The organism is Modicisalibacter tunisiensis (assembly GCF_020148005.1).
GTDB lineage: Bacteria > Pseudomonadota > Gammaproteobacteria > Pseudomonadales > Halomonadaceae > Modicisalibacter > Modicisalibacter tunisiensis.
Window position 1 is genome coordinate 2633943 of the sequence record NZ_JAGXFD010000001.1, and the last position, 25950, is coordinate 2659892.

Sequence of the window (25950 nt, forward strand, 5' to 3'; positions counted from 1 at the left end):
CAGTACCTCGTCTACCGGTGGGCTTCGGGCCTCGGCGGCGTCGTCGACCGGGCCGACGCCATCCCCGGGTATCGGGGTGGCATCGGCATTGTGGCATGCGCGGTGCGTCGTGCCATCACCGTGGCGTCAGAGGCGCCCCTCCTCGACACCGTGACAGGCGACCCGGGTGCCTTCGGCCGCGATGAGCTCGGGGACCTCGCGACGGCAACGGTCGTTGGCATGCGGACAGCGGCCGTGGAAGACACAGCCTGAAGGGAGATTGACCGGCGTGGGGACTTCACCCTCGAGGCGGATGTAGTCCGGACGATCGTCCTCGAGACGCGGAATCGCCGATAGCAGGGCCTGGGTATAAGGGTGGCGGGGCGTCGAGAACAGGGTGTGCGTCTCGGCAACCTCGCAGACCCGCCCCAGGTACATCACCACCACCCGCGTGCCGAAATGCTCGACCACCGCCAGGTCGTGGGTGATGAACAAGTAGGTGAGATGATGGGTTTCCTGGGCGTCCATCAGCAGGTTGAGCACCTGAGCCTGGATCGACACGTCGAGCGCCGAGATCGGTTCGTCGGCGACGATGAACTCGGGATCGACGGCCAGGGCGCGGGCAATGGCGATCCGCTGACGCTGGCCGCCGGAGAACTCGTGGCCGAAGCGCTTGCCCCATTCGGGATCGATGCCCACCGAGTCCATGACCTCGGCGACCTTGTCGCGAACCTGCGGCGTCTTCCAGTCCGGATGGTGGAAGCGCAGCGGCTCCTCGAGTGTCTGCTGGATGGTCATGCGCGGGTTCAGTGACGCATAGGGGTTCTGGAAGATCATCTGCATGCGCCGTCGATAGGGCAGCAACTGGCGCGGCGAGAGGTGGTCGATGCGCTCGCCGTCGTAGCGGATCTCGCCGCCGCTGGGACGCAGCAGTCCCATCACCATGCGCGCCACCGTCGACTTGCCGCAGCCGGATTCCCCCACCACGCACAGCGATTCGCCACGCCTGACGTCGATGTCGACGCCGTTGATGGCGTGCACGAACTCCTGACGGCGAACCAGCCTGCCGCCCTTGAAGCGCAGTTGCTCGAGGAAGTCGCCGGACAGCGGAAAGTGCTTCTCGAGGTTGCGGATCTCGACGAGCGTATCGCCCGCCTGGGCCGAGGCGGCCTGCGGCGCGCTCCTGGCCTTCACCTGAGTCATGGGGCCTCCTGGATTTCGACGGGGTCACGGGCATCCGAGTCGTTCTCGACCAGATCGCGGACCATGTGGCAGGCGACGTCGCAGTTGCCCGAACGAACGAAGCCCGGGATCACTTCCCGGCAGTCGCGCCGCGGCGAACCGTCGTCGTTGAACGCGAAGCTGCAGCGCGGGTGGAAGGCGCAACCGGGCGGGATCTTCGCCAGCGTGGGCATCGCCCCGGGGATCTGGTTGAGCCGGCTGCCCGGCGTGGCCATCTGCGGCAGGGCATTGATCAAGCCCTGGGTGTAGGGATGCTGGGCGTCGTTGATGATCTCGCGGGTCGGCCCCTGCTCGATCACCCGGCCGGCGTACATCACCAGGGTGCGCTGGGTCACCTGGCTGACCACCCCCAGGTCGTGGGTGATCAGCACCAGCGCCACGTTGTGCTTTTCGCACAGCTCGAGCAGCAGCGACATGATCTCCGCCTGGATGGTCACGTCCAGCGCGGTGGTCGGCTCGTCGGCGACGATGATGTCCGGGTCGAGCAGCAGCGCGATGGCGATGATGATGCGCTGACGCATGCCGCCGGAGAGTTCGTGCGGGTACTGGTCGAGGCGCTTTTCCGGCGAGGGAATATGCACCTGGCGCAACTTGTTCAGCGCGATCTCGCGGGCGGCCCGGGTGCGGATGCGCCGGTGCGCCTTGAGACACTCGACCATCTGCTCGCCGATGGTGAGCACCGGATTGAGCGTCATCATCGGGTCCTGGAAGATCATCGAGATCTTGTTGCCGCGGATCTGCTGCAACTGGCGCGGCTTCATGGTGGTCAGCTCGCGATCGTCGAAGCGGATGCTGCCGCCGGCGATGTAGCCCGGCCTGGCGATCAGGTTGAGGATGGTGAAGGCGGCCACCGACTTGCCGGCGCCGGACTCGCCGACGATGCCCAGGCGCTCGCCGCGATCCAGCGTGAAGCTGACGTCGCGCAGCGCCTTGACCTCGCCCTGACGCAGGGCGAAGCGCACGTCCAGATTGGAGACTTCGAGTAATGCCATGACGTCAGCCCTTGTAGAGTCGCGGATTCATCACGTCGCGCAGCCAGTCGCCGAGCAGGTTGATGACCAGCACCAGCACCACCAGCACGGCGCCGGGGATCAGGGTGATCCACCAGGAGCCCGACTGCAGGTAGTCGAAGCCCGACTTGATCAGCGAGCCCAGCGAGGGCTGGGTCTCGGGCATGCCCAGGCCGAGAAACGACAACGCGGCCTCGGAGATGATGGCGTTGGCGATCTGCACGGTGGAGATCACGAAGATCGGCGACAGGGTGTTGGGCAGGATGTGGCGGAACATGATCCGCTTGGCGCGAAAACCCATCACCCGGGCGGCATCGACGTACTCCTTGCTGCGCTCGGCGAGCACCGAGGCGCGCACGGTACGGGCGTACTGCGGCCATTCGGCGAGGCCGATGATCAGCACCAGAATGATCACCGCATACTCGCTGTAGATGGCGCCGCCGAAGGAGGCCTTGATCACCGCACCGACGATGATCGCCACCATCAGCGTGGAGAACGACAGCTGGATGTCGGCCAGGCGCATCAGGAAGGCATCCACCCGGCCGCCGAGATAACCGGCGAGCAACCCGAAGGTGACACCCAGCATGGCCTGGAGGATGACCGCGCCGAAGCCGATGATCAGCGATACGCGGGCGCCATAGAGAATGGTCGACAGCAGATCGCGGCCCTGGGCGTCGGTCCCCAGCACGTAGGTGGGGTCGCTGCCGTCGATCCAGAAGGGCGGCAACTCGGACGCCATGATGTCGATCTGGGCCAGGTCATAGGGGTTCATGGGCGCCAGCCAGGGTGCCAGCACGGCGGCCAGCACCATGGCCACGAAGGTTGCCAGGCAGACCTGGGCCACCAGATCGCGCTTGAAGCTGTAGACCAGGTAGGAGTCGCGGAAGCGGGCCCAGCGCGAGGGGACCGGGGAAGCTTGGGTCGTGGTCGTCATGCGGGTTTACCTGTGAGCTTCACGGTGGGGTTGACCAGTCCGTAGATCAGGTCGACCAGCGTGTTGGTGATGACGAAGATCAGGCCGACCACCATCAGATAGGTGACGATCAGCGGAATGTCGGAGCGCTGGATGGCGTCGAGGAACATCAGCCCCACGCCCGGCCACTGGAAGACCGTCTCGGTGAGAATGGTGTAGGCGACCAGGGTGCCGATCTGCACGCCGCCGACGGTGATCACCGGCAGCATGGTGTTCTTCAGGGCGTGCAGGAAGTAGATGCGGCGCATGCTGATGCCCTTGGCCTTGGCGAACTTGATGTATTCGGACTGCAGGACCTCCATCATCTCGGCACGGATCAGCCGTATGAACAGCGGCAGCATGATCGAGGCCAGCGAGATCGCCGGCAGCACCAGATAGGTGAGCCTGCTCAGCGAGGCGAAGTTGGTGTCCCAGGTGCCGAACACGTGCGTCACGTCGCCTCGGCCGTAGGCGGGCATGCCACCGCTGGTGGACAGCAGGTCGTTGAGCCAGGCGCCCCAGGCCGTGTCGGCCGGGAACAGCGAGACATGAATGCCGATGGCGAAGATCTGGATCAGCACGATGGCGGTGAGAAAGACCGGGATGGAAATGCCGACGATCGACACCCCCATGAACAGTCGCGACAGCCAGGCCCGGGGTCGAATGGCGCTGTAGACGCCGATCGGCACCGACAGCAGGATGATCAGCAGGGTGGTCGCGAAGACCAGCTCCAGCGTGGCGGGCAGGTGGCGCATGATCACGTCGGTGGTCGGCTCGTTGTAGAAGTACGAATAGCCGAAGTCGAAGTGCAGGGCGTTCTCGGCGAAGCGCAGGTACTGCACCAGGAAGGGGTCGTTGAGACCCAGCTCCTCACGCAGTTCGGCGCGCTCGCTCTCGGGCACCGACTGTCCCACCATCTGCTGGATGGGATCGCCCAGGTTGTCCTGGATGGCAAAGCTGACCACGCTGATGACGAACATCACCAGCAGGGCGTGAAAGAGTCGCTTGATCAGAAAGGCAATCATGGATTGCGGCCCTGTTGGATACGAAAGCCCCAGTCGACACCCCCGCGGGGGTGTCGAGACGCTTTCCATGGCTTCGGGAACGGGTGACCGGTGACGGCGGGCTCAAGACGCGCCGTCACCGCTGTCGTGCGTCAGTCCTGCTCGACGACCACGTCACCCAAGTAGGGGAAGTTCATGACATTGAGCACCGGCTTGATCTGCACCTCGTTCTTGGCGGCCCAGGCCAGATCCTGCCAGTGCAGCGGAATGAAGGCGGCATCGTCGTAGAGCCCCTTTTCCACGGCCTGCAGCATCTTGGCGCGCTTGTCACGATCGGTCTCGAGGTTGGCCTTCTCGACCAGCTTGTCGAGCTCCGGGTTGCAGTAGTTGCCGCTGTTGTACTGGCCGGCCCCGGTATCGGGGTCCGGGCACTCGGTCAGGTACTGGTAGAAGTTGGCGGAGTCCTCGGTGTCGGCGTGCCAGCCGATCATCATGATATCCGCGGCGCGATCATCGAACTCGCCCCAGTACTGCGCCTTGGGCAGGGTCTTGAGATCGACCTTGATGTTGATCCGCGCCAGCATGGCCGCCACCGCCTGGGCGATCTGGGCATCGTTCACGTAGCGGTTGTTGGGCGCCATCATGGTGATGCTGAAGCCGTCTTCGTAGCCGGCGTCCTTCATCAGCTGCTTGGCCTTCTCGAGGTCGTAGCGCGGCTCGAGATTCGGGTTGTGGCCCGAGTAGCCCTTGGGCGAGAGCTGGGCGGCCGGGGTGGCGAAGCCCTTCATCAGGCGGTCGGCGATCGCCTCCTGGTTGACGGCGTAGGCGATGGCCTGCCTGACCCGTGCGTCCTTGAAGGCCTCGACACGCTTCTCGTTCATCTGCAGGGTGATGATCCGCGTGCCGGACATGGTGACCAGCTTGACGTTCTTGTCGGCGCGCACGCGCTCCAGGTCGTTGGGCGGCACCGGGGCGATGAAGTCGACGTCACCGGAGAGCAGGGCGGCCACGCGGGTGGCATTCTCGCTGATCGGCGTCATGACGATATGGTCGACGTTGCCCGGGGAGTCCTTGTCCCAGTAGTCATCGAAACGCTCGAACTCGACCTTCACCCCCTGCTGACGGGCGGTGACCCGGTACGGCCCCGTGCCGGACTCGTGCCGCGAGGCGAAGGAGTTGCCGTTCTTGACGATCTCGCCCTTGTCCTTGCCGGCTTCTGTGGTGCCGGAGTAGAACTCGCTGTCCATCGGGAAGATGTAGGTGGCCAGGTTGAGCAGCAGCGGATAGGGGCGCTTGGTATGGATGTCGACGGTGTGGTCGTCGACGGCCTCGGCGCTCTCGATGGGCTCGAAGATCGCCTTAAAGTCGGGGCTGCGCTTGAGGCGGTCCACGGTCCAGACGACATCCTTGGCGGTGAAGGGGTTGCCGCTGTGGAACTTGACGCCCTGGCGGAGGTGCAGGCGCATGGTGGTATCGTCGACCTGCTCCCAGTCCGTGGCCAGGCGCGGTTCGAAGGTGAAGTCCTGGGTCCAGCGGACCAGCGGGTCGAAGACCAGGTGGGAGAGTTGCAGAATGCCGCCGGACAACTGCTCGTGGATGTCCAGGGACACCGGGTCGGCGTCGTAGGCGACACGCAGGGTGACGTCCTTCCCGTCCCCATTGACGTCCTGGGCGAGGGCGGCCATCGGCAGCGTCAGCGACGCACCGACCAGGGTGGCAAGCAGCGTTTTCTTGAATGTCATGTGTTAACCCATGCATGGCTGATTGTTCGTTGTTTGACCCTTGGGTCCACCATCCAACATAGGGAGGCCGGGGGCGGGGCACAATCGAAAAACTGACAGGTCTCATGCGCTAGGCGTATATGCGGCCGTCTCGGCACGGAAAAGGGGCGGGAAAACCGGGGCAGGCAGGGCCTGAAAACGGGCCGTCGCGGCAGTCACGACAGCCAGAATTTAGCCGGCAGGCGACCGGAAAGGCTCAGTCGTCGGAGGGCAGGGGATCGACGCGATCGACACGGTAGAGTTGCGAGACCTGATCGAGCCCCTCGACGGTGCAGTCGAGGTCGGTGACGCGACCGTCGTTCAGGCCATAGACCCAGCCGTGGACGGCCAGCGGCTGCTTGCGCAGCCAGGCGCGCTGGATGATCTTGGTCTGGCAGAGATTGGCGACCTGTGCCTTGACGTTGAGCTCGCACATGCGGTCGACCTGATCCTTGAGCGGCAGGTCCTGAAGGGCCTCGCGATGCTGGCTGTAGAGGGCCCGGATCGGGTGCAGCCAGTAGTCGACGATGCCGAACTCGCCGCCGGTGATCGAGGCCTTGACCCCACCGCAGCCGTAGTGGCCGACGATCAGGATGTGCTTGACCTTGAGCACGTCGACGGCGAACTGCACCACCGACAGGGCATTCATGTCGCTGTGATTGAGGACATTGCCGACATTGCGGTGGACGAAGACCTCGCCGGGCGGCAGATCGATGATCTGGTTGGCGGGCACGCGACTGTCGGAGCAGCCGATCCACAGATAGTCCGGGTTCTGCTGTTGTGACAGGCGGGTGAAGAAGTCCGGATCCTGCCGACTGACCGTCTCGGCCCAGTCACGGTTGCGTTCCAGCAGGCGTTTCATTTCGTTTTTCATGTCGAGGACTCCTTAATGGTCAGACCGCACGGCGGATAGCATTCTTTATCAATGGCATAGAGAGGGTCAATGGAGCGGGTCTCCCGAGCGGCCGGCACGGCTGTTATCATCGCCCCATTGCAGACAGGAGAGACATCAACGTGGCTGAATTCGATTACGACCTGTTCGTCATCGGGGCCGGGTCCGGCGGGGTGCGTGCAGCGCGCACGACCGCGGCCACCGGGGCTCGCGTCGCCATCGCCGAGGACCGCTATCTGGGCGGGACCTGCGTGAATGTCGGGTGCGTACCCAAGAAGCTGTATTCCTACGCGGCGCATTATCACGACGCCTTCGAGGAAAGCGCCGGTTTCGGCTGGCAGCTGTCTGAGGCGCCGCGTTTCGAATGGGCGACCCTGCGTGACAACAAGATCGCCGAGATCAAGCGGCTCAACGGCATCTACGCTCGCCTGCTCGACAACGCCGGGGTGCGACTGATCAATGGTCGCGCCCAAGTGGTCGGCGAACACGCCGTCGAGGTCAACGGCGAGACCCATACCGCCGAGAAGATCCTGGTGGCCGTGGGCGGCTGGCCGTGGATCCCCGATTTCCCCGGCAACGAGCATGTCCTCGATTCCAACCGTGTCTTCGATCTCGAGGAATTCCCCAGGCGTTTTCTGGTGCTGGGCGGCGGTTACATCGCCGTCGAGTTCGCCAGTATCTTCAATGGCCTGGGCAGCGACACCCACCTGGTCTATCGCGGCGAGCTGTTCCTGCGCGGCTTCGACCACGAGGTCCGCGAGTTCACCCGCGACGAGATGGCCAAGAAGGGCGTCGATCTGCATTTCGAGACCACCATCGAGGCGATCGAGAAGCAGGCCGACGGGCTGGCCGTGACCCTGACCAACGGCGAGACGCTGGTCGTCGATGCCGTGCTGTCGGCGACCGGGCGCCGGCCGCACCTGGCCGGGCTGGGCCTGGATGCCTTCGATATCGCGCTCAACCCGGATGGCACCATCAAGGTCAACGAGCGCTACGAGACCTCCGTTCCCTCGATTCTCGCCCTGGGGGACGTCACCGGCGGCCCGGAGCTGACGCCGGTGGCGCTCGCCGAGGCGATGCACATGGTGCAGCACCACTTCACGGCCGAGCCGCCGGGGCCGCTCGATTACCGCAACATCGCCACGGCGGTGTTCTGTCATCCCAACATCGGCACCGTGGGACTCAGCGAGGAAGCCGCGCGCGCCGAGTGCGGCGAGATTCGCGTCTATACCGCCGACTTCCGTCCCATGAAGCACACGCTGTCGGGCAGCGAGGAGCGTTGCCTGATGAAGCTGGTGGTGGATGATGCCAGCGACCGCGTGGTCGGGGCGCACATGGTCGGCGAGGAAGCCGGCGAAGTGATCCAGGGCATCGCCATCGCCGTGCGCGCCGGGTTGAGCAAGACCGATTTCGACGCCACCGTGGGGATCCACCCTACCGGGGCCGAGGAGTTCGTCACCATGCGCACGCCGAGCCGGCGCTGATCGCAATCCGCCGTTTCCCGCTACATGAAGCCGCCCCCGAGGCGGCTTCGTCGTTTTCTGCATCCCGAGTTAGCACGGCTTCGCGTCGCCGCCTAAACTCAATGACGAGACGAGAGTGGTCGATTGTCGGAAGCCGGCCATCAGTTGGAAAGACAGTAGCGTCGCGTTCGGCGGCTGTTTCGCTGCAATCGCACATAACCAGTCTTTATGGACTATGCGTAAAGCAATAACCGTTTCTTTGATTTATTCATAAACGCCTGTTAAGGTTGAAAACAAATTCGCAACGGCGAACCGTTCCATGACCATGACAACGCAATCCTTCACGCCTTCGGCGGACCTGGCCAAGCCCAGTGTCGCGGATGCCGTGGTCGGCAGTCAGCAGACGCCGCTCTTCATCCGCAAGCCGACGACCGATGATGGCTGGGGCATCTACGAACTGGTCAAGTCCTGCCCGCCGCTGGATGTCAACTCCGCCTATGCCTATCTGCTGCTGGCCACGCAGTTTCGTGACAGCTGTGCCGTGGCCACGGACGAGGAGGGCGAGATCGTCGGCTTCGTCTCCGGCTATCCCAAGCGCAACTCGCCGGAAACCTACTTTCTCTGGCAGGTGGCCGTCGGTGAGAAGGCGCGTGGCACCGGCCTGGCGCGGCGCCTGGTGGAAGCCGTGATGCGTCGCCCGGAAATGGCCCACGTACGCCACTTGGAAACCACCATCACGCCCGACAACCAGGCATCCTGGGGGCTCTTCAAGCGCCTGGCCGATCGCTGGCAGGCGCCACTCAACAGCCGGGAATACTTCTCCACCGATCAGCTGGGTGGCGAGCACGATCCCGAAAACCTGGTGCGCATCGGTCCCTTCGACCCCGAGCGTATCTGAGCCAGGCGGCGACGCCTGTTTCCTGCCGTTATATTGCGTCGCCGTTTTTCGTTACTCACGTTTTCTTGTTACCGACCTGGAGGTCGTCAATGCAGACGCAGATTCTTGAACGCATGGAATCCGAGGTCCGGACCTATTCGCGTTCCTTCCCCGTCGTTTTCACCAAGGCACAGAACGCTCGCCTGACCGATGAAGACGGTCGCGAGTACATCGATTTTCTGGCCGGTGCCGGCACGCTGAACTACGGGCACAACAACCCGCACATCAAGCAGGCGCTGCTCGACTATCTGTCCAGCGATGGCATCGTCCACGGCCTGGACTTCTGGACCGCCGCCAAGCGCGACTATCTGGAAACCCTCGAGAACGTGATCCTCAAGCCGCGCGGTCTCGACTACAAGGTGCACCTGCCGGGGCCGACCGGCACCAACGCGGTCGAGGCGGCGATCCGCCTGGCACGCGTGGCCAAGGGCCGGCACAACATCGTCACCTTCACCAACGGCTTCCACGGCGTCACCATGGGGGCGCTGGCCACCACCGGCAACCGCAAGTTCCGCGAGGCGACCGGCGGCATTCCCACCCAGGGCGCGGCCTTCATGCCGTACGACGGCTACATGGGGGAAGGCAACGACACCCTGAGCTACTTCGAGAAGCTGCTCGGCGACAACTCCGGCGGCCTGGATCGGCCGGCGGCGGTGATCGTCGAGACCGTGCAGGGCGAGGGCGGCATCAATGTGGCGGGCCTCGACTGGCTCAAGCGCCTCGAACGGATCTGCCGCGATCATGACATCCTGCTGATCATCGACGACATCCAGGCGGGCTGCGGACGCACCGGCAAGTTCTTCAGCTTCGAGCATGCCGGCATCACGCCGGATATCATCACCAACTCGAAGTCGCTGTCCGCCTATGGGCTGCCGTTCGCCCATGTGCTGATGCGCCCCGAGCTCGACAAGTGGAAGCCGGGCCAGTACAACGGCACCTTCCGCGGCTTCAACCTGGCCTTCACCACGGCCGCCGCGGCGATGCGTCAGTACTGGAGCGACGACAAGTTCGAGCGTGACGTGCAGCGCAAGGGACGCGTCGTCGAGGATCGCTTCCAGAAGATCGCCGCCTGGCTGACCGAGCAGGGCGTGCCGGCCTCCGAGCGGGGTCGCGGCCTGATGCGCGGCATCGATGTCGGCACCGGCGACGTCGCCGACAAGATCACTGCCAAGGCCTTCGAGAACGGCCTGGTCATCGAGACCAGCGGTCAGGATGGCGAAGTGGTCAAGTGCCTGTGCCCGCTGACGATTTCCGACGAGGATCTGATCGAGGGGCTGGATATCCTCGAGGCCAGCACCAAGCAGGCCATCGGCTGAAACCCGGGCCTGACGGCCGGGAATCCGGGGCGGCCCGGCGAGGGCTACCCCTGTCAATCGCTTGTCACAAGGGACACCATCATGATCGTTCGCAATCTCGAAGAAGCCCGCAAGACGGATCGCCTGGTCACCGCGGCCAACGGCAACTGGGACAGCACGCGGCTGAGCCTGGCCGACGACGGCGGCAACTGCTCGTTCCACATCACGCGGATCTTTGCCAATACCGAGACCCATATCCACTACAAGCATCACTTCGAGGCGGTCTACTGCATCGAGGGCAAGGGCGAGGTGGAGACCCTGGCCGATGGCAAGATCTGGCCGATCGGGCCGGGCGACATCTACATCCTCGACCAGCATGACGAGCACATGCTGCGTGCCTCGGAAACCCTGGTGCTGGCCTGTGTCTTCACCCCCGGGTTGACCGGCAAGGAAGACCATCGCCCTGATGGTTCCTACGCGCCGGCGGAAGAGCTCTGAGCCAACGCCTCGGAAAATCTCAGTCACGATGCCCCCGCGTACCCGCGGGGGCATTTTCGTTGATGCTGTCCGTACGGACCGCCATGACCACAGCGTGGTTGATAGCCCGATAACGATTGGCAATGCCTCGGCAGGGTTTCTACAGTCACTAGACGTTCAATGGTCATATGGAGTATGGCCGACACCCGGAATTCACTGAATCCGTGGAGGGGCGTCATGCCGAGGAAGCGAGTCAGGCTGGAACATGCCGTCGAGTATCTCTCGATACTCGATGAAAAGGGACGCGTCGACGAGAAGCTCGAGCCGCAGATCGACAAGGAGACCCTGCTCGATATTCATCGAACGATGCTGCTCAGTCGGCGTCTGGATGAACGCATGCTCACCCTGCAGCGCCAGGGACGGATCGGTACCTTCGCCCCGGCCAAGGGGCAGGAAGCCTCCCAGGTCGCCGCCATGGCGGCCCTCACCGGCAACGACTGGTTCGTGCCGGCCTTCCGGGAAACCGCGGCCATGCTGTGGCGCGGCACCCCGCCGGAAAACCTGCTGCTCTACAACGCCGGCTACAGTGAAGGCGGCGCCATCGAGGAGGGCACCCACGACCTGCCCATCTCCATCCCCGTGGCCTCCCAGATCCCCCACGCCGTGGGTATCGGCTACGCTTCCGGACTGCGCGAGCGCGACGAGGTCACCATCACCTTCTTTGGCGACGGCGCGACGTCGGAGGGCGACTTCCACGAGGCGCTGAACGTTGCCAGTGTGCTCAAGACGCCGGTGATCTTCCTGTGCCAGAACAACCACTGGGCGATCTCGATGCCGCGCGGGCGGCAGAGCGAGTCCAGGACGCTCGCCCAGAAGGGGCTGGCCTACGCGATCCCCTCGCTGCAGGTCGACGGCAACGATGTGCTGGCCGTCTACAGCGCCGTTCAGGAGGCCGCCCAGCGCGCCCGTGACGGCGAGGGGCCGACCCTCATCGAGTGCGTCACCTATCGCCTGACGGTACACACCACGGCCGACGATCCCAGCAAGTATCGTGACGAGGAAGAGGTCGAGAAGTGGCAGGAGCGTGAGCCGATCACCCGCCTGCAGACCTATCTAAAGAAGAAGCGCTGGCTCAGCGACAAGCAGATCGACAAGCTCGAGAAGGAGATCGAGGAACAGGTCGACGAGGCCTGGAAGACGGCACACGAACGTATCGAATCGCTGAATGATTCGCAGGTGATCTTCGATCATGGCTACGCCGAGATGCCCGACTATCTCGAATCGCAACGGCAATCGTTCGCCGATCGACTCAAGGAAGGAGAGTGACCGATGGCCGAACTGAACATGGCGGATGCGCTCAATCTGGCGCTGAACCAGGAAATGGAAAATGACGAATCCGTGGTCGTGCTCGGCGAGGACGTCGGCGTCGACGGCGGGGTCTTTCGTGTCACCGATGGGCTGCTGGAGCGCTACGGCGAACGGCGGGTCATCGACTCGCCGGTGGCCGAGACCGCACTGGCAGGCGTATCGGTGGGGCTGGCGATCAATGGCCTCAAGCCGGTCTGCGAGATGCAGTTCTCGGGCTTCAGCTACCAGGGCTTTCACCAGATGGAGGCCCACGCCGCGCGCATGCGCTGGCGGACCCGCGGCGGGCATACCGTGCCCATGGTCCTGCGCATGCCCTACGGGGCCGGCGTGCATGCCCTGGAGCACCACTCCGAGAGCAAGGAGGTCTTCTATGCCCACACGCCGGGGCTGAAGATGGTCATTCCCTCGACGCCGCGCAATGCCCGCGCGCTGCTGGTCAGCGCCATCCGCGACCCGGACCCGGTGGTGTTCTTCGAGCCCAAGGCCGTCTACCGGGCTTTCCGCGAGGAGGTGCCCGACGAGGAGGAGACCCTGCCGCTGGGCGAGTCGCGCATCGCCCGGGAAGGCGATGACCTGACGATGATCAGCTACGGGGCCATGCTGCACCGGACCCTGGAAGCCGCCGATACCCTGGCCGAGGAGGACGGCGTCGAGGCCGAGGTGATCGACCTGCTGAGCCTGTCGCCGCTCGATCACGCGCGGTTCGCCGAATCCGCGCGGCGTACCGGGCGGGTGGTGATCGTCCACGAGGCGCATCGCAGCTTCGGTCCGGCAGGCGAAATCATGGCCCGGCTGATCGAGGACGCCTTCTATTATCTGGAGGCTCCTGTGCGCCGCGTTACCGGCTTCGACACCATCGTGCCGCTGTTCGCCCGGGAGCAGGCCTATCTGCCGGATCAGGAACGCATCCTGGCGGCCGCCCGGGGCGTGTTGAACGATTGAGGGACAAGGAACCATGAGCGAAGCGTTCAGATTTTCCGACCCCGGGGAGGGGCTCGAGGAAGCGGAAGTGCTCGAGATTCATGTCAGCGAGGGCGATCACGTCAACGACGGTGACACCGTGCTCACCGTGGAGACCGACAAGGCGGCCACCGATATCCCCGCACCATTCAGCGGTACCGTCGAGACGGTTCATCCCGGCACCGGTGATCGCGTCCGGGTCGACGATCTGCTGATCACCTACCGGCCCGATGACGAGTCAGGCGGCGGTGAGGAAGAAAAGGGGGCCTCGGCGGCAGAATCTCGGGATGAAGCAAGCCGGGAAGACGCCTCGCATGACCGGGACGAGAGTGCCTCGTCTGGCGAGAGCGACGACGAGACGCCGGAAACTGATGGCGAAGCGCCGCAGAAGGATGCCGAGGAAAGCGCTGGAGCAGGGAGCGGCCGCCAGGATCAGGGGGCTCGAAAAGAGGACGAGACCCGCGGCCCCGGCAGGCAGACCGACCGGCGTCAGCCGGTGCCGGCGGCGCCCAGCACGCGGCGAATCGCCCGCGAGAAGGGGGTGGACCTTCACGAGGTCGAGCCCAGTGGCCCGCAGGGCCGGGTCACGGCGGAAGATGTCGAGGCCGCGGCGAAGGCAGAGCCAGGCGACGCCTCCCGGAAGGCGGCATCCACCGGGCAGGAGTCGCGGCAGGGATCCGTTGAACTGCCGGACTTCTCGCGCTGGGGCGAGACCGAGCGCGAAGCGATGCGCTCGATTCGTCGCGCCACCGCCCGGCGGATGAGCCAGTCCTGGCAGGCGATCCCGCACGTCTACCATCAGGACGTGGCCGATATCACCGCACTCGAGCGGTTCCGGCGCGACTACGAACCGAGCGCCGAGACCAACGGTGGCAAGTTCACCATGACCGTGCTGATGCTCAAGGCGATGGTCTACGCCCTGAAGCAGTATCCGCGCTTCAACGCCAGCCTGGATGCCGAGAACGACGAACTCATCCTCAAGCGCTATTTCCACATCGGCGTGGCCGTCGCCACCGATCAGGGCCTGCTGGTTCCGGTGCTCCGTGACGTCGATCGCAAGAACCTGATCGACCTGACCGCCGAGCTGAAGGAAACCATCGACAAGGCCAAGGCGGGCGAGCTGGGGCGCGACGACATGGAAGGCGGCTGCATTACCCTGACCAACCCCGGACCGATGGGCGGTACCTCGTTGTCGCCACTGATCAACCCGCCGGAGGTCGCCATCCTGGGCATGGGCCAGGCCCGGCTCGAGCCCGTGGTTCATGGCGATCTCGATGACTACGAGGTCAAGCCGCGGTTGATGCTGCCGCTGTCGCTCGGGTTCGACCATCGGGCCAACGATGGCGCGGATGCCGCCGGCTTCGTGACGACCCTGATCGGCGCCCTCGAGGATCCGCATTCGCTGCTGCTCAAGATCTGACCCACGCTGCCGGAGGTAATGGACGACCATGGCAAGAAAGCACGAATCATCCAAGCTGCCCGACAGCACGCAGCTGGCCGTGATCGGTGGCGGGCCGGGCGGCTATGCTGCGGCCTTCGAGGCGGTCAGGCAGGGCCTGGACGTGACGCTGATCAACGACGAGACGCCGGTCGGCGGCGTGTGCCTGCTGCGCGGCTGCATTCCCTCGAAGACGCTGCTCGAGGTCACCGAACTGATACACGCCAGCGAATCGGCAGAGACCATGGGCCTGCGCTTCGCCAGGCCGGAGATCGATGTTGATGCGCTTCGCCAGTGGAAACAGAAGGTGGTGAAGACGCTCACCGACGGCCTGGAAGGGTTGTGTCGTCAGCGTGGCGTGCGCCTGGTCAGGGCCCGTGCGCGCTTCGCCGACGAGCAGAACCTGACGGTCGAAGGTGACGACGTCTCGGGCACGTTGCGCTTCGAGCAGGCGATCATCGCCAGCGGGTCGCGACCGGCCACCTTGCCGGACGTGGATATCGCCGAGAGCCGCCGGATCATGGATTCCACCGGCGCGCTCGAGCTCGAGGAGGTGCCCGAGTCACTGCTGGTCATCGGCGGTGGCTATGTCGGCCTGGAAATGGGCATGGTCTACCAGTCGCTGGGCAGTCAGGTCACCGTGGTGGAGATGGCCGAACGGCTGATGCCCAATGCCGACGAGGATCTGGTCAAGCCGCTCGCCAGGGCACTGGAGTCGCGCTTCAAGGCCGTGCACCTCAGGACGCAGGTCTCGGGGCTGCACGAGACGCCGCGGCAGGTAACGGTCACCCTGGAAGACGCCGACGGCTCGCGCGAGCATCGTTTCAGCCGCGTGCTGGTCGCGGTGGGTCGGCGTCCCAACAGCGACGGGCTGGGTCTCGACGGGGTCGGCGTGAGCCGTGATGACGCCGGCTTCATCGAGATCGATGCGCAATGCCGCACCAACGTGTCGCATATCTATGCGATCGGCGACGTCGCCGGCGGCATGCTGCTGGCTCATGAAGCCATGCACCAGGGCAAGGTGGCGGCACGCACGGCGGCCGGCCGATCGGCGGCTTTCGATGCCCGCGCGGTGCCCGCCGTCGTGTACACCGTGCCGCAGATCGCCTGGTGCGGCCTGACCGAAGCCCGGGCCCGCGACGAGGATCGCGAAGTCAAGGTACTCAAGTTTCCCTGGCAGGCTGCCGGGCGCGCCTTGTCGCTGCAGGCCGATGACGGCCTGACCAAGCTGATCGTCGAGCCGGACAGCGGGCGCCTGCTGGGCGCCGGGATCGTCGGCCCCCAGGCGGAGTCGCTGATCGGCGAAGCCGTGCTGGCCATCGAGATGGGCGCCGTCGCCGAGGATCTGGCGTTGACCGTGCATCCGCATCCGACGCTCACCGAGACCCTCGGCGAGGCCGGCGAGCTGTTCCTCGGCGGTTCGACGCATTACGGCTGAAGTGCCGAGGCAGAAAAGCCAGGAAGGCCACCTGAATTGGCCAGGGTGTCTAGGCTGTCGGGGCGTCCGATTCAGGTGGCGGTGTTGACCGCAGGCTGGGAAATCGCCATCAGGGCTTGGTAACCGTCGCGGCATCCTTTATTTCGCATAATGTATATTATGTTAAATTGGGTCAGTGTTTGTGTCTCGAGGAAATTCATACTTCTGTCATGGCACCGAGGACGGTAGGCTCTCGTGGACCGGAAATGGCTGCAAAGGAATGACCCGTGAACCGGAAGACCGCCGTGGCCTCGTGCCCTGCCCCCCAATATGCCTGTCGCCCTCGCCTCGTGGCGTCGATCCTGATGGGACTTGCCCTGGCCCTTGCCGTATCGGCCTGTTTCGGCTTCGGCTTCGAGGATGTCGCCAAGCGCGCGAAGGCCCTGGCCGACAAGCCCTATCAACCGCCGGAAAGCAACACCACGCCGCGGCTGCGCAACCTGGAATACGAACAGTACGCGCAGATCCAGTACCGCATGGACCACGCCGTGTGGCGGGATGAGGGCCTGCCGTTCAATCTGAGCTTCTTCCATGAAGGCATGCACTATACCAGCAGCGTGCAGATGAACATCGTCGACGGTGACCAGGTGCATCGCATCGCGTTCGATCCCGACGATTTCCATTATGGGGATCTCAAGCTGGACAAGGCGGACCTCGACCAGCTCGGGTTTGCCGGGCTCAAGATTCACTTTCCCATCAACGACCCCGACAACATCGATGACGAGATCATGGTGTTTCAGGGTGCCAGCTATTTTCGCGTGATCGGGCGTGACCAGATCTACGGCCTGTCGGGGCGCGGCCTGGCCATCGATACCGAGACTCCCTCCGGCGAGGAGTTTCCGGACTTCCGCGAATTCTGGATCGAGAAGCCCGCACCGGACGCGGAGTCGCTGACGATCCATGCCCTGCTCGATTCACCTAGCGCCACCGGCGCCTATCGCTTCGTGCTCACGCCGGGCGACGACTCCGTGGTGGACGTGAAGTCCCGCGTCTTTCTGCGCAAGCCGGTCGCCAAGCTGGGCATCGCCCCCTTGACCAGCATGTTTCTCTACGGCCCTTCCCAGCCGGCCGAACAGGCCAACTACCGCCCGGCCATCCATGATTCGAATGGCCTGCTGATGCATGGTGCCGATGCCGGCTGGACCTGGCGGCCGCTGGTCAATCCGGCCGGTGTCGAGGACAACGACTATGCCGTTCAGTCGCTCGAAGGCTTCGGGCTGCTACAGCGCTCGCATGACTTCCACGATTACCAGGATCTGGTCGACCGCTACGACCGCCGGCCGAGCGCCTGGGTGGAACCGACCAACGACTGGGGTCCGGGCTCCGTGGAGCTGCTGGAGCTGCACACCCCCAACGAGACCTACGACAACATCGCCGCTTTCTGGCGGCCCGACAACGTGGCAAGCCCCGGCGAGCCGATGGAGTTCGACTACCGGATTCACTGGACCCGTCAGGAGTCGAAGCTGCTCGATCCGCGGCTGGCCTGGGTGGATCAGACCCGGCGCTATCCCGGCGAGGTGCGCCGGGACGACCTGGTCCGTCAGCCCGACGGCTCGATCGGTTTCGTCGTCGACTTCACGGGGGGCGAAGCGGCAGGCAAGAGCCCGCCGCAGCCCCGGATCGAAACGGGGGACAATGGCGAACTGGTCGAGAGCCGGCTCATGCCGAACACGGCCGAGGGTGGCTGGCGGCTGAAGTTGCGGGTCAAGCGGGACGATACGGCGAAGCCGCTGGAGCTGCGCGCCCGGCTGCAGGACGAGGATGGCCAGCCGCTGTCCGAGACCTGGTTCTACCGGCTGCCGGCCGACGGCTGATCGCTCCGGCCCGTCGTCAGGGACTGGCGACGGGCCGCCCTTTTCCCCTGTCACGGCTTTCATGGTGGTTCACGTCATGGATGATTCACGTTCCTCCGCGGCTTCACGCACGCAGCGCTTCTACGGACTGGAATGGCTGCGCTTCCTGCTGGGGCTGTATATCGTCATCTTCCACACCCTGCACACCTACCCGTCGATCAGCGACTGGTCCGGGTATGTGACGAATGTCGGCTTCTTTTCCACCAGCGCCTTCTTCGTGCTGTCCGGCTTTCTGCTGACGCATGTCTATTTCGGTGCCACCGGCGCCATGCGCGAACCGGCGCGCAGCTTCTGGGTCAAGCGCTTTTCCAATCTCTACCCGCTGCATATCGGCTCGGTGCTGCTGGCCATGGCGATCTCCTCGCTGGTGGGCTATCTGGCGATCACCGACCAGGATGCCGGCGCCTCGATCCGTTTCGTGCTCTACGATGTCAACGACGGCTCCAGCATGGCCAGTATCACCCACTACATGAGCAACCCCGAGCTGGTGCTCAACATCCTGCTCAATCTCACCCTGCTGCATGCCTGGAACCCCTTCTACCTGACCTTCAACCCGGTCACCTGGTCGATCTCCACGCTGTTCTTCTTCTATCTGGTGTTTCCCTGGATCGCCCCTCGCCTGCTGAAGATCGCCGCGCTGCGACGAGCCCTGGCGATCACCAATCTTGTCTATCTGATACCGCCGCTGCTGGTGATCGCCCTGACCGACTTCGGTGCGCCGGAGACCGGCCTGCTGCACCGCAACCCGATCATCCGGCTGCCGGAGTTCGTCGCCGGCATCCTGCTGTACGCACTGTACCGTCAGCGCAGCCGCGAGGGCCGGCTGCTGAGCCCCGGGCAGCAGGCCCTGCTGCTGGGCGGCGTGGCCGTCGCGGTCGTGATCGGCTCCTGGCTCTTGCAGCATGGCGCTCATGCCTGGTATTACCTGCTGCACAACGGCTTCTTCCTGCCGGCGCAGCTGGCATTGATCTACGTGGTGGCCCACTGGCCCTCGCCGGAAAGCCACCGCGTGAAGCGTCTGGCGACCCGGCTCGGCGGCGCATCGTTGCCGATGTTCGCCCTGCACGTGCCGCTGTTCGTGATCTTCACCCGCGCCGAGCGCGTTCTGGCGGGTGAACCGTCGCTGTGTCTGACGAGTGTTTCCCGCTGCATGGATGCCGCCGGCCCGGCCTCGCTGTGGGCGTATCCCGTCTTCCTGGCCGTGACCGTGGTGTTCTGCATGCTCTTCCAGGAATGGGTTGTGGTCCGGATCCGCCACTGGCTGCAACGCCGGCTGCTGCCGCTGGTGAAGGCCGAGTCCCGCTAGTGCGGCCGCTCGCCTCGGCGGCGTGGACAGCCGCCGGGGCCCTCCTTATCATCGGCAGCTTTTGGTTGCATCCTGCCGCCCTCCAGCGGCGGAATCGATGCGTTGCACAAGGAAGTCGAGATCATGTCAATTCCCACGGCCCGCTGGGCGCTGGTCTTCAGCCTGGCGTTGCTGACCGGCGGCTGCGCCTGGCAGAACAGCGATACGGTGGAGCGCCTTGACGCGCTGGTGACCACCTCGCGCTTCGAGGCACGGCTGGGCCGTCTGGAAACCAGCCTGGCCGCTCGCTGCGAGGCGCTGGACGGCGCGCAGGCGGATCAGCGGCAGGCGCTCACCGGGTTGCGCCGGGCGGTCCAGGGCGTGGGCCGCCGGGTCAGCCGCCTGAACGATGACGTCACGCGGCTGACGCGCGACACCGTCGTCGAGGTGCCGGAATGCCCGGCGCCGCGCTCCCCCGAGCTGGCCGACAAGGAGGTGCTGGGGCGCAGCGAGTGGATCGGCCTGCCGACCATCGGCACTTTCCTCAAGGCGCGGATCGACACCGGCGCGAATACCGGCTCGCTGTCCGCGCGCGAGATCACCGAGTTCGAGCGGGACGGCGAGGACTGGGTGCGCTTCAAGCTCGCACTCGACGACGAAGCCGTCGTGGCGGACGCGGCGCGCGACACCTGGATCGAGGCCCGGATCACCCGCCGGGTGCGGATCATCCAGGCCGCCGGCGAGGAGAGTCGCCCGGTGATCAGCCTGCCGCTGGCGCTGGGGCCCATCGAGCAGAATGTCGACTTCACCCTCAATGACCGCAGCCACCTCACCTACCCGGTGCTGCTGGGCCGCCGCTTCCTGATGGATATCGCGGTCGTTGACGTAGCCCGCGAGTATCTGCACGAACGCCCCGAGTACCCGAGCGAACCGCCCGCCGACGCCACCTGAGGAACCCGCATGTCCCGCATTCCCTTCTACGGGCTGGTCGGTCTGCTGCTGCTGGCCGGTATCGCCCTGACCCTCTATCGTCACCTGGCCTTCGATGTCCCCTGGTCGCCCGGCGAGCAGCGCCAGGTCTGGGAGGTCGAGGCCCAGGTCAACTTCATCGCCGACGGCGGCCCGGCCAGGGTCGAGCTGGCACTGCCCGTGACGCAGCAGGGCTACCGCGTGCTGACCGAAAATACCGCGTCCTCCGGCTATGGGCTCAGCTTCCTCCAGGAACAGGGCGTCCGGCACGCGCAATGGGCGATTCGCAAGGCGGCCGGCGCCCAGCGCCTTTACTACTCGGTCCAGGTGCTCGTCGATCCGCGTGCCCGGGCGACGCCGGCCCCGCCGCCAGTCATCGAATCCCCGGTGGCCTGGGAGCCGCCCTACGATACGGCGGCCCGCGAGATCATCGATCAGGCGTGGCGCCATTCGGCCGATCCCTTCACCTTCGCTCACCGGCTGGTCGAGCGTTTCACCGACGCGCAGAGCGAGAACGCCCGCCTGCTGCTGACCCAGTACGACCGGGCCACGCTGCTGGTGCGCCTGCTCAACCAGGCCGGGGTGGCCGCCCGTCAGGTCAGCGGGCTGAGCCTGGAGGATGGCCGCCGCCGACAGCACCTGACGCCCTGGCTCGAGGTATTCGATGGCCGCGAGCGCATCCTGGTCGACCCGGTCACCGGCCGGCGGGGGCGCCCCGACAACCTGCTGCTGTGGGGCGCGGGCAGCCCTGCCGTGCTCGAGGTTCAGGGCGGCAGCCGCTCGCAGGTGAGCTTCTCGATGATTCGCCATAACGAGCCTGCCGCGGTGGCGGTGCGCAATCAGCGGGCCGAGGACACCCTGCTCAACTTTTCGATACACAGCCTGCCCCTGGAGGAACAGTCGCTGTTCAAGACGATCCTGCTGATCCCCATCGGGGCGCTGGTGGTGGTCATCCTGCGGGTGCTGGTCGGCATCAAGACCTCGGGGACCTTCATGCCGGTGCTGATCGCCCTGGCCTTCATACAGACCTCGCTGCTGACGGGCGTGGTGGGGTTCCTGCTGGTGGTGGCGGTGGGCCTGGTGATCCGCAGCTACCTGTCGTACCTCAACCTGCTGCTGGTCGCGCGAGTGTCGGCGGTGATCATCACGGTCATCGCCATCATCTCGCTGTTCTCGGTGCTGGCCTACCGGCTGGGCCTCAATGCCGGGCTGACGATCACCTTCTTCCCGATGATCATCCTCAGCTGGACCATCGAGCGGATGTCGATTCTCTGGGAAGAGGAAGGCCCCCGGGAGGTGCTGATACAGGGGGGCGGCAGCCTGCTGACGGCGGTGCTGGCCTTCCTGGCCATGAACAATCCCTGGGTGCGCCATCTCACCTTCAACTTCATCGGCCTGCAGCTGATCCTGATGGCGCTGATCCTGACGCTCGGCAACTACACCGGCTATCGCCTGCTCGAGCTGCGCCGCTTCAAGCCACTCGCGGAGGATTGAGAGCATGTGGGCACCGCCTTCCCGCCTGCGCGCCAGTGGCGTCATCGGCATGAACCGACGCAACATCCGCTACATCGGCCGCTACAACGACCGCCGCCACTACCCGCTGGTCGACGACAAGCTCAAGACCAAGCTGCTGGCCCAGCAGCACGGCATCACCACGCCGGCGCTGATCGGCACCGTGACCAGCCAGTTCGAGGTCAAGCAGGTCGCCGCCCTGGTGGCGGCGCAGGCCGGCTTCGTCATCAAGCCCGCCAAGGGCAGTGGCGGCAAGGGCATCCTGGTCATCGAACATCAGGACGGCGACGGCTACGTCAAGCCCAGCGGGCATCGCCTGCGGCGCGAGGATCTGGAGCGCCACGTCTCGAACATCCTCTCGGGGCTGTACTCCCTGGGCGGATCGCCGGATGTGGCGGTCATCGAGTCGCTGATCGCCTTCGACGAGACGCTGGCCCGCTATACCTACGAGGGCGTGCCGGACATCCGCGTGATCGTCTTCCGGGGCTATCCGGTCATGGCCATGATGCGCCTGTCCACCGCCGCCTCGGACGGCAAGGCCAACCTGCATCAGGGCGCCGTCGGGGTGGGACTCGACATGGCCTCGGGCCATGCCCTGCGCGGGGTGCAGCATGATCGCCCGCGCCACGACCATCCCGACACCGGCCATCCCCTGGCCGGCCTGCGTGTATCGCACTGGGACACCCTGCTGCACCTGGCCGCCAGCTGCTACGAGATGACGGCGCTCGGCTATCTGGGCACCGACATGGTGCTCGATCGCGACCACGGCCCCATGCTGCTCGAGCTCAACGCCCGTCCCGGACTGGCGATCCAGATGGCCAACGGCGAAGGGCTGCGGCGGCGCCTGGACACCGTCGAGCGTCAGGCGACAGGGATGAGTGTCGCACAGCGCGTGGCGTTCGCCCGCCGGCATTTCGCGCGGCACGGCGAGCTTCAGGACGCCGGGGGGCGTCTGGCTCGCGAGGAGGCGGACGCGTAGAATGTGTGTCCCTCGCAGCCGACGCATGCCGACATGCCCGATATCCAGACATTGACCCGACAGGCCGAACGCCAGTGCCAGCAGCGCGGCGTGCGCTTCACGCCGATTCGCCGCCGGGTGCTGGAGCTGATCGCCGACTCGTCCGGCGGACTCAAGGCCTACGACCTGCTCGACCGCCTGGCCGTCGAGCACGGCGCCGCGCGGCCGCCGACGGTCTATCGGGCCCTCGACTTCCTGATCGAGCAGGGGCTGGTGCATCGCATCGAGTCGCTCAATGCCTACGTGGCCTGCCCCTGCCCCGAGCATCATCACGGCTTCCAGCTGCTGATCTGCCGGCATTGCGGGCGTGTCGAGGAGCTGCATCTGGATGACGTCAGCGCCCAGCTCGGCGCCCGGGCGGCGGCGCTGGGGTTTGCGGTGGACCGCCAGACCATCGAGCTGCTGGGTGCCTGCGATGCCTGCCGGACCTCGGCGGCCGACGGCTGATCATTCCCTCGACCCGCGACGACACAGGCCGACCCCATGAACGATCTCTTCAAGACCCTGGAAACCGCCGAGCGCGGTGACACCCGCCCCGCCGAGAGCCTGCTGGCCGCCATGCGCTGGAATGCCGACGGGCTGGTGCCGGCGATCGCCCAGCAGCACGACAGCGGCGAAGTGCTGATGATGGCCTGGATGAACCGTCAGGCCCTGGAGGAAACCCTCAAGACCGGCCGGGTCTGCTACTGGTCCCGGTCGCGCGGCAAGCTGTGGCGCAAGGGCGAGTCATCCGGGCAGGTGCAAAAGCTCAAGCGCGCCTATCTGGACTGCGACGGCGATACCCTGCTGCTGGCGGTCGATCAGGCGGGGCCGGCCTGCCACTCGGGGCGGCGCAGCTGCTTCTACGTGGCCCTGGGTGAGACGCAAGGCGAAGTCGTCAGCGATCCGCTGATCGACCCGGCCACCCTGTATGGCGCCTCGCACTGACATCCGGGCCGGCCGCTGGCTGGCCTGGCCGCTGATCGGCCTGATCAAGGGCTATCAGTGGCTGATCAGCCCCCTGCTCGGCCCGCGCTGCCGTTTCTGGCCGAGCTGTTCCCGCTATGCCATCGAGGCCCTGCGCACCCACGGGGCGTTCAAGGGGAGCGCCCTCGCCGTGCGGCGCATCCTGCGCTGTCACCCCGGCTCGGCGGGCGGCATCGACCCGGTGCCGGGCGGGCCCAGCGAACAGCTGTGTCGTGACGATCCCGAGCTCGATGCGACCTTCCGTCCCCGAGACGCCGGCGATGCCCGTGAGGAGGCGGCCGCGCGGCGGGAGGGGCCGGGCGGCAGGAACTAGCCGGGGTCGTTCAGGCGGCTTCCTGCTCGGCGACGGCGTAGATGCGCTTGAGCATCGCGTGCAGGCCGTTGGAACGGGTCGGTGACAGATGCTTGTCGAGGCCGAGCTCCTCGAGGAAGGCCGGTGGCGTCGCGACGATCTCCGTGGCCGGGCGATCGTTGTAGATGCGCATCAGCACGGCGATCAGCCCGGAGACGATGGCGGCATCGGAGGTCGCCTGGAAGTGCAGCACGTCTCCCTGGCGCTCGTGATGGATCCACACGTTCGACTGACAGCCCTGGATCTTGTTCTCCGGCGTCTTCAGCGTCTCGGGAAAGGTCGGCAACTGCTTGCCCATGTCGATGATGTACTGGTAGCGGTCCATCCAGTTGTCGAAGAAGCCGAATTCCTCGACCAGTTCCGCCTGGGCTTGCTGGGCACTCATGTTCTCTCCTCCTGACTCGTCGGCGGCATTATAACGGCTCGCCGGCGCAGCGTCGTCCACCCTCAGGGCATGTCGCTCAGCCGGTGGGCGCCGATCTGGCGCTGCCACTCCTCGGCTTCGGCATGCAGGTAGCGGGCCGTGGTGTCGAGCCGGGAGTGGCGTGCGGTTCGGGCCAGGTAGCGCAGCTCCACGCCGGCCTGGGCCTGATGGGTAATCGCCGTGTGGCGCAGCCAGTGGGGCGTGGCCTCGGCCAGCCGGCCGGCCAGACGGGCCACGGCCTCGGGCGCCTCCGGGTCCGCTGCCAGAGCCTCGGCGGCCCGGGCGAAGGTCGCCTTGATCAGCCGGTAGAGCTGGTTGTCGCCGACGCCGCGCGTGCCGTCCAGCGCACGGATCACCGGCGCGTCCTCCTCCCCGGCGTCGGGCCTCGAGGGCAGGCCCAGATGCGCCCGCCACCTGCCGAGCAGCGTCATCATGTCCTCGGGTACCGGGATACGCGCGAGCTTGCCGCCCTTCCCCACTACCTGCCACCACCACAGCCCTTCCCGGCACTGGAAGTCCGCCATGCGGGCGTCGGTCATCTCGCGGATGCGCGGGGCCAGCAGGTAGCCGAAGCCGAAGACCAGCCGCCGACGCTGCCACAGCCGCCACTCGCGGAGTGTCGCGCCCTCCTCGGGCGGCCGGTTCAGCCAGCCCCAGAACCACTGCCAGAGCGGACGCTCGAGATAGCGTTCGATGCCGGGCTGGCGGTTGTCCAGACGGCGGCGCTTGTCGCGCATCAGGCGAAACGGGTTGTGGTCGATCCACCCCGCCTCCACCAGCCAGCTGCACAGCCCCTGCAGGATCGTCAGGCTCTGCCGGCGGCTGGCGGCGGACAGCGGCCCGCGAAACGGCCGCCACGCGGGGTGCGAACGACCACGCGGCGGACCGATCCAGCGTGACGCGGGCTGCGGATCGGTCAGGAAGGCCTCGAAGGCCTGCAGCGCCTGGCGATCGAGATCGGCCAGGCGCATGTCGCGCTCGGCGAGCCACAGCAGCAGCCGTTCGCCTTCCTTGCGGTAGGCGCGAAAGGTCTGCGGTGTCGCCCGGTACTCCTCGAGCCAGCGTCCCACGGCCTCGGCATCCGTGGTCGCCGCGATGCGCGAGAGGCGCGTGGCCAACGCCCCCTGTCGTGCCGTGGGTGACGCTTCGTCCAGGTGCGTCACGTCCAGCGACGTGATGGCCTGCGGCCCTGTCTCGCTGTCTGCCATGTCCTTTCCCGCCGCCTCCCCTGCCTCGTGGCTTTCCAGGATGCCCAGTGTCGCCACTACGGCCATGATTATCAAGATAAGGCGCGTAATCTTGAATTTCTTCCGAACA

24 protein-coding genes are annotated in these 25950 nt (G+C 65.7%); 16 read left to right on the top strand and 8 right to left on the bottom strand.

Going from position 1 to position 25950, the window contains the following annotated elements; genetic code table 11:
* Window positions 1–126: 126 nt before the first annotated feature.
* The 6 genes from KGQ91_RS12320 to can all read right to left on the bottom strand — a co-directional run bounded on the left by KGQ91_RS12320 (window position 127) and on the right by can (window position 6821).
* A complete protein-coding gene (locus tag KGQ91_RS12320; RefSeq protein ID WP_163648658.1) occupies window positions 127–1182 on the bottom strand; it encodes an ABC transporter ATP-binding protein in 1056 nt (351 codons plus the stop codon).
* Entirely contained in the window at window positions 1179–2213 is a 1035-nt protein-coding gene (locus KGQ91_RS12325; protein ID WP_163648657.1) for an ABC transporter ATP-binding protein, read from the bottom strand. Before KGQ91_RS12325 ends, KGQ91_RS12320 begins: the two co-directional genes overlap by 4 nt.
* A 4-nt stretch (window positions 2214–2217) precedes the next feature.
* Complete coding sequence (locus KGQ91_RS12330) at window positions 2218–3165, bottom strand: ABC transporter permease (RefSeq protein WP_163648656.1); 948 nt, start codon at window positions 3163–3165, stop codon at window positions 2218–2220.
* On the bottom strand, window positions 3162–4208 hold the full coding sequence (locus tag KGQ91_RS12335) for an ABC transporter permease (RefSeq protein ID WP_224414938.1): 1047 nt from the start codon (window positions 4206–4208) through the stop codon (window positions 3162–3164). Before KGQ91_RS12335 ends, KGQ91_RS12330 begins: the two co-directional genes overlap by 4 nt.
* Before the next feature lie 131 nt (window positions 4209–4339).
* Entirely contained in the window at window positions 4340–5929 is a 1590-nt protein-coding gene (locus KGQ91_RS12340; RefSeq protein WP_224414937.1) for an ABC transporter substrate-binding protein, read from the bottom strand.
* 235 nt (window positions 5930–6164) lie between these two features.
* Window positions 6165–6821, bottom strand: a complete 657-nt coding sequence (gene can, locus KGQ91_RS12345) for a carbonate dehydratase (protein ID WP_224414936.1) — start codon at window positions 6819–6821, stop codon at window positions 6165–6167.
* A 140-nt stretch (window positions 6822–6961) separates the two neighbouring features.
* Between can and gorA the strand changes: the two genes are divergently transcribed.
* From gorA to yidD, 16 genes are all read left to right on the top strand, one after another.
* Window positions 6962–8323, top strand: a complete 1362-nt coding sequence (gene gorA, locus KGQ91_RS12350; protein WP_224414935.1) for a glutathione-disulfide reductase — start codon at window positions 6962–6964, stop codon at window positions 8321–8323.
* A 298-nt stretch (window positions 8324–8621) separates the two neighbouring features.
* A complete protein-coding gene (gene ectA / locus KGQ91_RS12355; protein ID WP_163648651.1) occupies window positions 8622–9200 on the top strand; it encodes a diaminobutyrate acetyltransferase in 579 nt (192 codons plus the stop codon).
* A gap of 89 nt (window positions 9201–9289) precedes the next feature.
* On the top strand, window positions 9290–10555 hold the full coding sequence (gene ectB, locus KGQ91_RS12360; protein ID WP_224421092.1) for a diaminobutyrate--2-oxoglutarate transaminase: 1266 nt from the start codon (window positions 9290–9292) through the stop codon (window positions 10553–10555).
* Window positions 10556–10636: 81 nt separating this feature from the next.
* The gene (locus tag KGQ91_RS12365) at window positions 10637–11032 is read left to right on the top strand and encodes an ectoine synthase (protein WP_224414933.1); all 396 of its coding nucleotides are present in this window, start codon (window positions 10637–10639) and stop codon (window positions 11030–11032) included.
* A 216-nt stretch (window positions 11033–11248) separates the two neighbouring features.
* Window positions 11249–12337, top strand: coding sequence for a pyruvate dehydrogenase (acetyl-transferring) E1 component subunit alpha (gene pdhA / locus KGQ91_RS12370; protein ID WP_224414932.1), 1089 nt, complete (start codon window positions 11249–11251; stop codon window positions 12335–12337).
* 3 nt (window positions 12338–12340) lie between these two features.
* Window positions 12341–13321, top strand: coding sequence for an alpha-ketoacid dehydrogenase subunit beta (locus KGQ91_RS12375; RefSeq protein WP_224414931.1), 981 nt, complete (start codon window positions 12341–12343; stop codon window positions 13319–13321).
* A gap of 13 nt (window positions 13322–13334) precedes the next feature.
* Window positions 13335–14759, top strand: a complete 1425-nt coding sequence (locus tag KGQ91_RS12380; RefSeq protein ID WP_224414930.1) for a dihydrolipoamide acetyltransferase family protein — start codon at window positions 13335–13337, stop codon at window positions 14757–14759.
* A gap of 28 nt (window positions 14760–14787) precedes the next feature.
* Complete coding sequence (gene lpdA, locus KGQ91_RS12385; RefSeq protein WP_224414929.1) at window positions 14788–16215, top strand: dihydrolipoyl dehydrogenase; 1428 nt, start codon at window positions 14788–14790, stop codon at window positions 16213–16215.
* A 344-nt stretch (window positions 16216–16559) separates the two neighbouring features.
* Entirely contained in the window at window positions 16560–18068 is a 1509-nt protein-coding gene (locus tag KGQ91_RS12390) for a glucan biosynthesis protein G (protein ID WP_224421093.1), read from the top strand.
* Between the two features lie 76 nt (window positions 18069–18144).
* Window positions 18145–19413, top strand: coding sequence for an acyltransferase family protein (locus KGQ91_RS12395; RefSeq protein ID WP_224421094.1), 1269 nt, complete (start codon window positions 18145–18147; stop codon window positions 19411–19413).
* A gap of 123 nt (window positions 19414–19536) precedes the next feature.
* Window positions 19537–20343: an ATP-dependent zinc protease family protein gene (locus KGQ91_RS12400; protein ID WP_224414926.1), complete on the top strand. Its 807-nt coding sequence runs from the start codon at window positions 19537–19539 to the stop codon at window positions 20341–20343.
* Window positions 20344–20352: 9 nt separating this feature from the next.
* Window positions 20353–21855 carry a UUP1 family membrane protein gene (locus KGQ91_RS12405; protein WP_224414925.1) on the top strand — a complete coding sequence of 501 codons (1503 nt, stop codon included), beginning with the start codon at window positions 20353–20355 and terminating at the stop codon, window positions 21853–21855.
* A gap of 4 nt (window positions 21856–21859) precedes the next feature.
* Entirely contained in the window at window positions 21860–22852 is a 993-nt protein-coding gene (locus KGQ91_RS12410; RefSeq protein WP_224414924.1) for an alpha-L-glutamate ligase-like protein, read from the top strand.
* 33 nt (window positions 22853–22885) lie between these two features.
* A complete protein-coding gene (locus KGQ91_RS12415; RefSeq protein ID WP_224414923.1) occupies window positions 22886–23338 on the top strand; it encodes a transcriptional repressor in 453 nt (150 codons plus the stop codon).
* A 36-nt stretch (window positions 23339–23374) separates the two neighbouring features.
* The gene (hisI, locus tag KGQ91_RS12420; protein ID WP_224414922.1) at window positions 23375–23818 is read left to right on the top strand and encodes a phosphoribosyl-AMP cyclohydrolase; all 444 of its coding nucleotides are present in this window, start codon (window positions 23375–23377) and stop codon (window positions 23816–23818) included.
* Window positions 23802–24170 (top strand): membrane protein insertion efficiency factor YidD, encoded by a 369-nt coding sequence (gene yidD / locus KGQ91_RS12425; protein WP_224414921.1) that lies wholly within the window; start codon window positions 23802–23804, stop codon window positions 24168–24170. The genes hisI and yidD overlap by 17 nt, the downstream gene beginning before the upstream one ends.
* A 10-nt stretch (window positions 24171–24180) precedes the next feature.
* Here the strand turns inward: yidD and KGQ91_RS12430 are convergent, their stop codons facing one another.
* Both KGQ91_RS12430 and KGQ91_RS12435 read right to left on the bottom strand, forming a co-directional pair.
* Window positions 24181–24594 carry a SufE family protein gene (locus KGQ91_RS12430; RefSeq protein WP_224414920.1) on the bottom strand — a complete coding sequence of 138 codons (414 nt, stop codon included), beginning with the start codon at window positions 24592–24594 and terminating at the stop codon, window positions 24181–24183.
* Between the two features lie 62 nt (window positions 24595–24656).
* Complete coding sequence (locus KGQ91_RS12435; protein ID WP_224414919.1) at window positions 24657–25841, bottom strand: tyrosine-type recombinase/integrase; 1185 nt, start codon at window positions 25839–25841, stop codon at window positions 24657–24659.
* Between the last annotated feature and the right edge of the window lie 109 nt (window positions 25842–25950).

Coding starts and splice junctions, on each gene's coding strand:
- ectB (WP_224421092.1), top strand. CDS start 9,290: ATGCAGACGCAGATTCTTGAACGCATGGAATCCGAGGTCCGGACCTAT.
- KGQ91_RS12330 (WP_163648656.1), bottom strand. CDS start 3,165: ATGACGACCACGACCCAAGCTTCCCCGGTCCCCTCGCGCTGGGCCCGC.
- KGQ91_RS12395 (WP_224421094.1), top strand. CDS start 18,145: ATGGATGATTCACGTTCCTCCGCGGCTTCACGCACGCAGCGCTTCTAC.
- hisI (WP_224414922.1), top strand. CDS start 23,375: ATGAACGATCTCTTCAAGACCCTGGAAACCGCCGAGCGCGGTGACACC.
- KGQ91_RS12335 (WP_224414938.1), bottom strand. CDS start 4,208: ATGATTGCCTTTCTGATCAAGCGACTCTTTCACGCCCTGCTGGTGATG.
- KGQ91_RS12415 (WP_224414923.1), top strand. CDS start 22,886: ATGCCCGATATCCAGACATTGACCCGACAGGCCGAACGCCAGTGCCAG.
- lpdA (WP_224414929.1), top strand. CDS start 14,788: ATGGCAAGAAAGCACGAATCATCCAAGCTGCCCGACAGCACGCAGCTG.
- KGQ91_RS12430 (WP_224414920.1), bottom strand. CDS start 24,594: ATGAGTGCCCAGCAAGCCCAGGCGGAACTGGTCGAGGAATTCGGCTTC.
- yidD (WP_224414921.1), top strand. CDS start 23,802: ATGGCGCCTCGCACTGACATCCGGGCCGGCCGCTGGCTGGCCTGGCCG.
- KGQ91_RS12435 (WP_224414919.1), bottom strand. CDS start 25,841: ATGGCAGACAGCGAGACAGGGCCGCAGGCCATCACGTCGCTGGACGTG.
- KGQ91_RS12390 (WP_224421093.1), top strand. CDS start 16,560: ATGGGACTTGCCCTGGCCCTTGCCGTATCGGCCTGTTTCGGCTTCGGC.
- KGQ91_RS12400 (WP_224414926.1), top strand. CDS start 19,537: ATGTCAATTCCCACGGCCCGCTGGGCGCTGGTCTTCAGCCTGGCGTTG.
- pdhA (WP_224414932.1), top strand. CDS start 11,249: ATGCCGAGGAAGCGAGTCAGGCTGGAACATGCCGTCGAGTATCTCTCG.
- ectA (WP_163648651.1), top strand. CDS start 8,622: ATGACCATGACAACGCAATCCTTCACGCCTTCGGCGGACCTGGCCAAG.
- KGQ91_RS12405 (WP_224414925.1), top strand. CDS start 20,353: ATGTCCCGCATTCCCTTCTACGGGCTGGTCGGTCTGCTGCTGCTGGCC.
- KGQ91_RS12325 (WP_163648657.1), bottom strand. CDS start 2,213: ATGGCATTACTCGAAGTCTCCAATCTGGACGTGCGCTTCGCCCTGCGT.
- can (WP_224414936.1), bottom strand. CDS start 6,821: ATGAAAAACGAAATGAAACGCCTGCTGGAACGCAACCGTGACTGGGCC.
- KGQ91_RS12340 (WP_224414937.1), bottom strand. CDS start 5,929: ATGACATTCAAGAAAACGCTGCTTGCCACCCTGGTCGGTGCGTCGCTG.
- KGQ91_RS12410 (WP_224414924.1), top strand. CDS start 21,860: ATGTGGGCACCGCCTTCCCGCCTGCGCGCCAGTGGCGTCATCGGCATG.
- KGQ91_RS12320 (WP_163648658.1), bottom strand. CDS start 1,182: ATGACTCAGGTGAAGGCCAGGAGCGCGCCGCAGGCCGCCTCGGCCCAG.
- KGQ91_RS12365 (WP_224414933.1), top strand. CDS start 10,637: ATGATCGTTCGCAATCTCGAAGAAGCCCGCAAGACGGATCGCCTGGTC.
- KGQ91_RS12375 (WP_224414931.1), top strand. CDS start 12,341: ATGGCCGAACTGAACATGGCGGATGCGCTCAATCTGGCGCTGAACCAG.
- KGQ91_RS12380 (WP_224414930.1), top strand. CDS start 13,335: ATGAGCGAAGCGTTCAGATTTTCCGACCCCGGGGAGGGGCTCGAGGAA.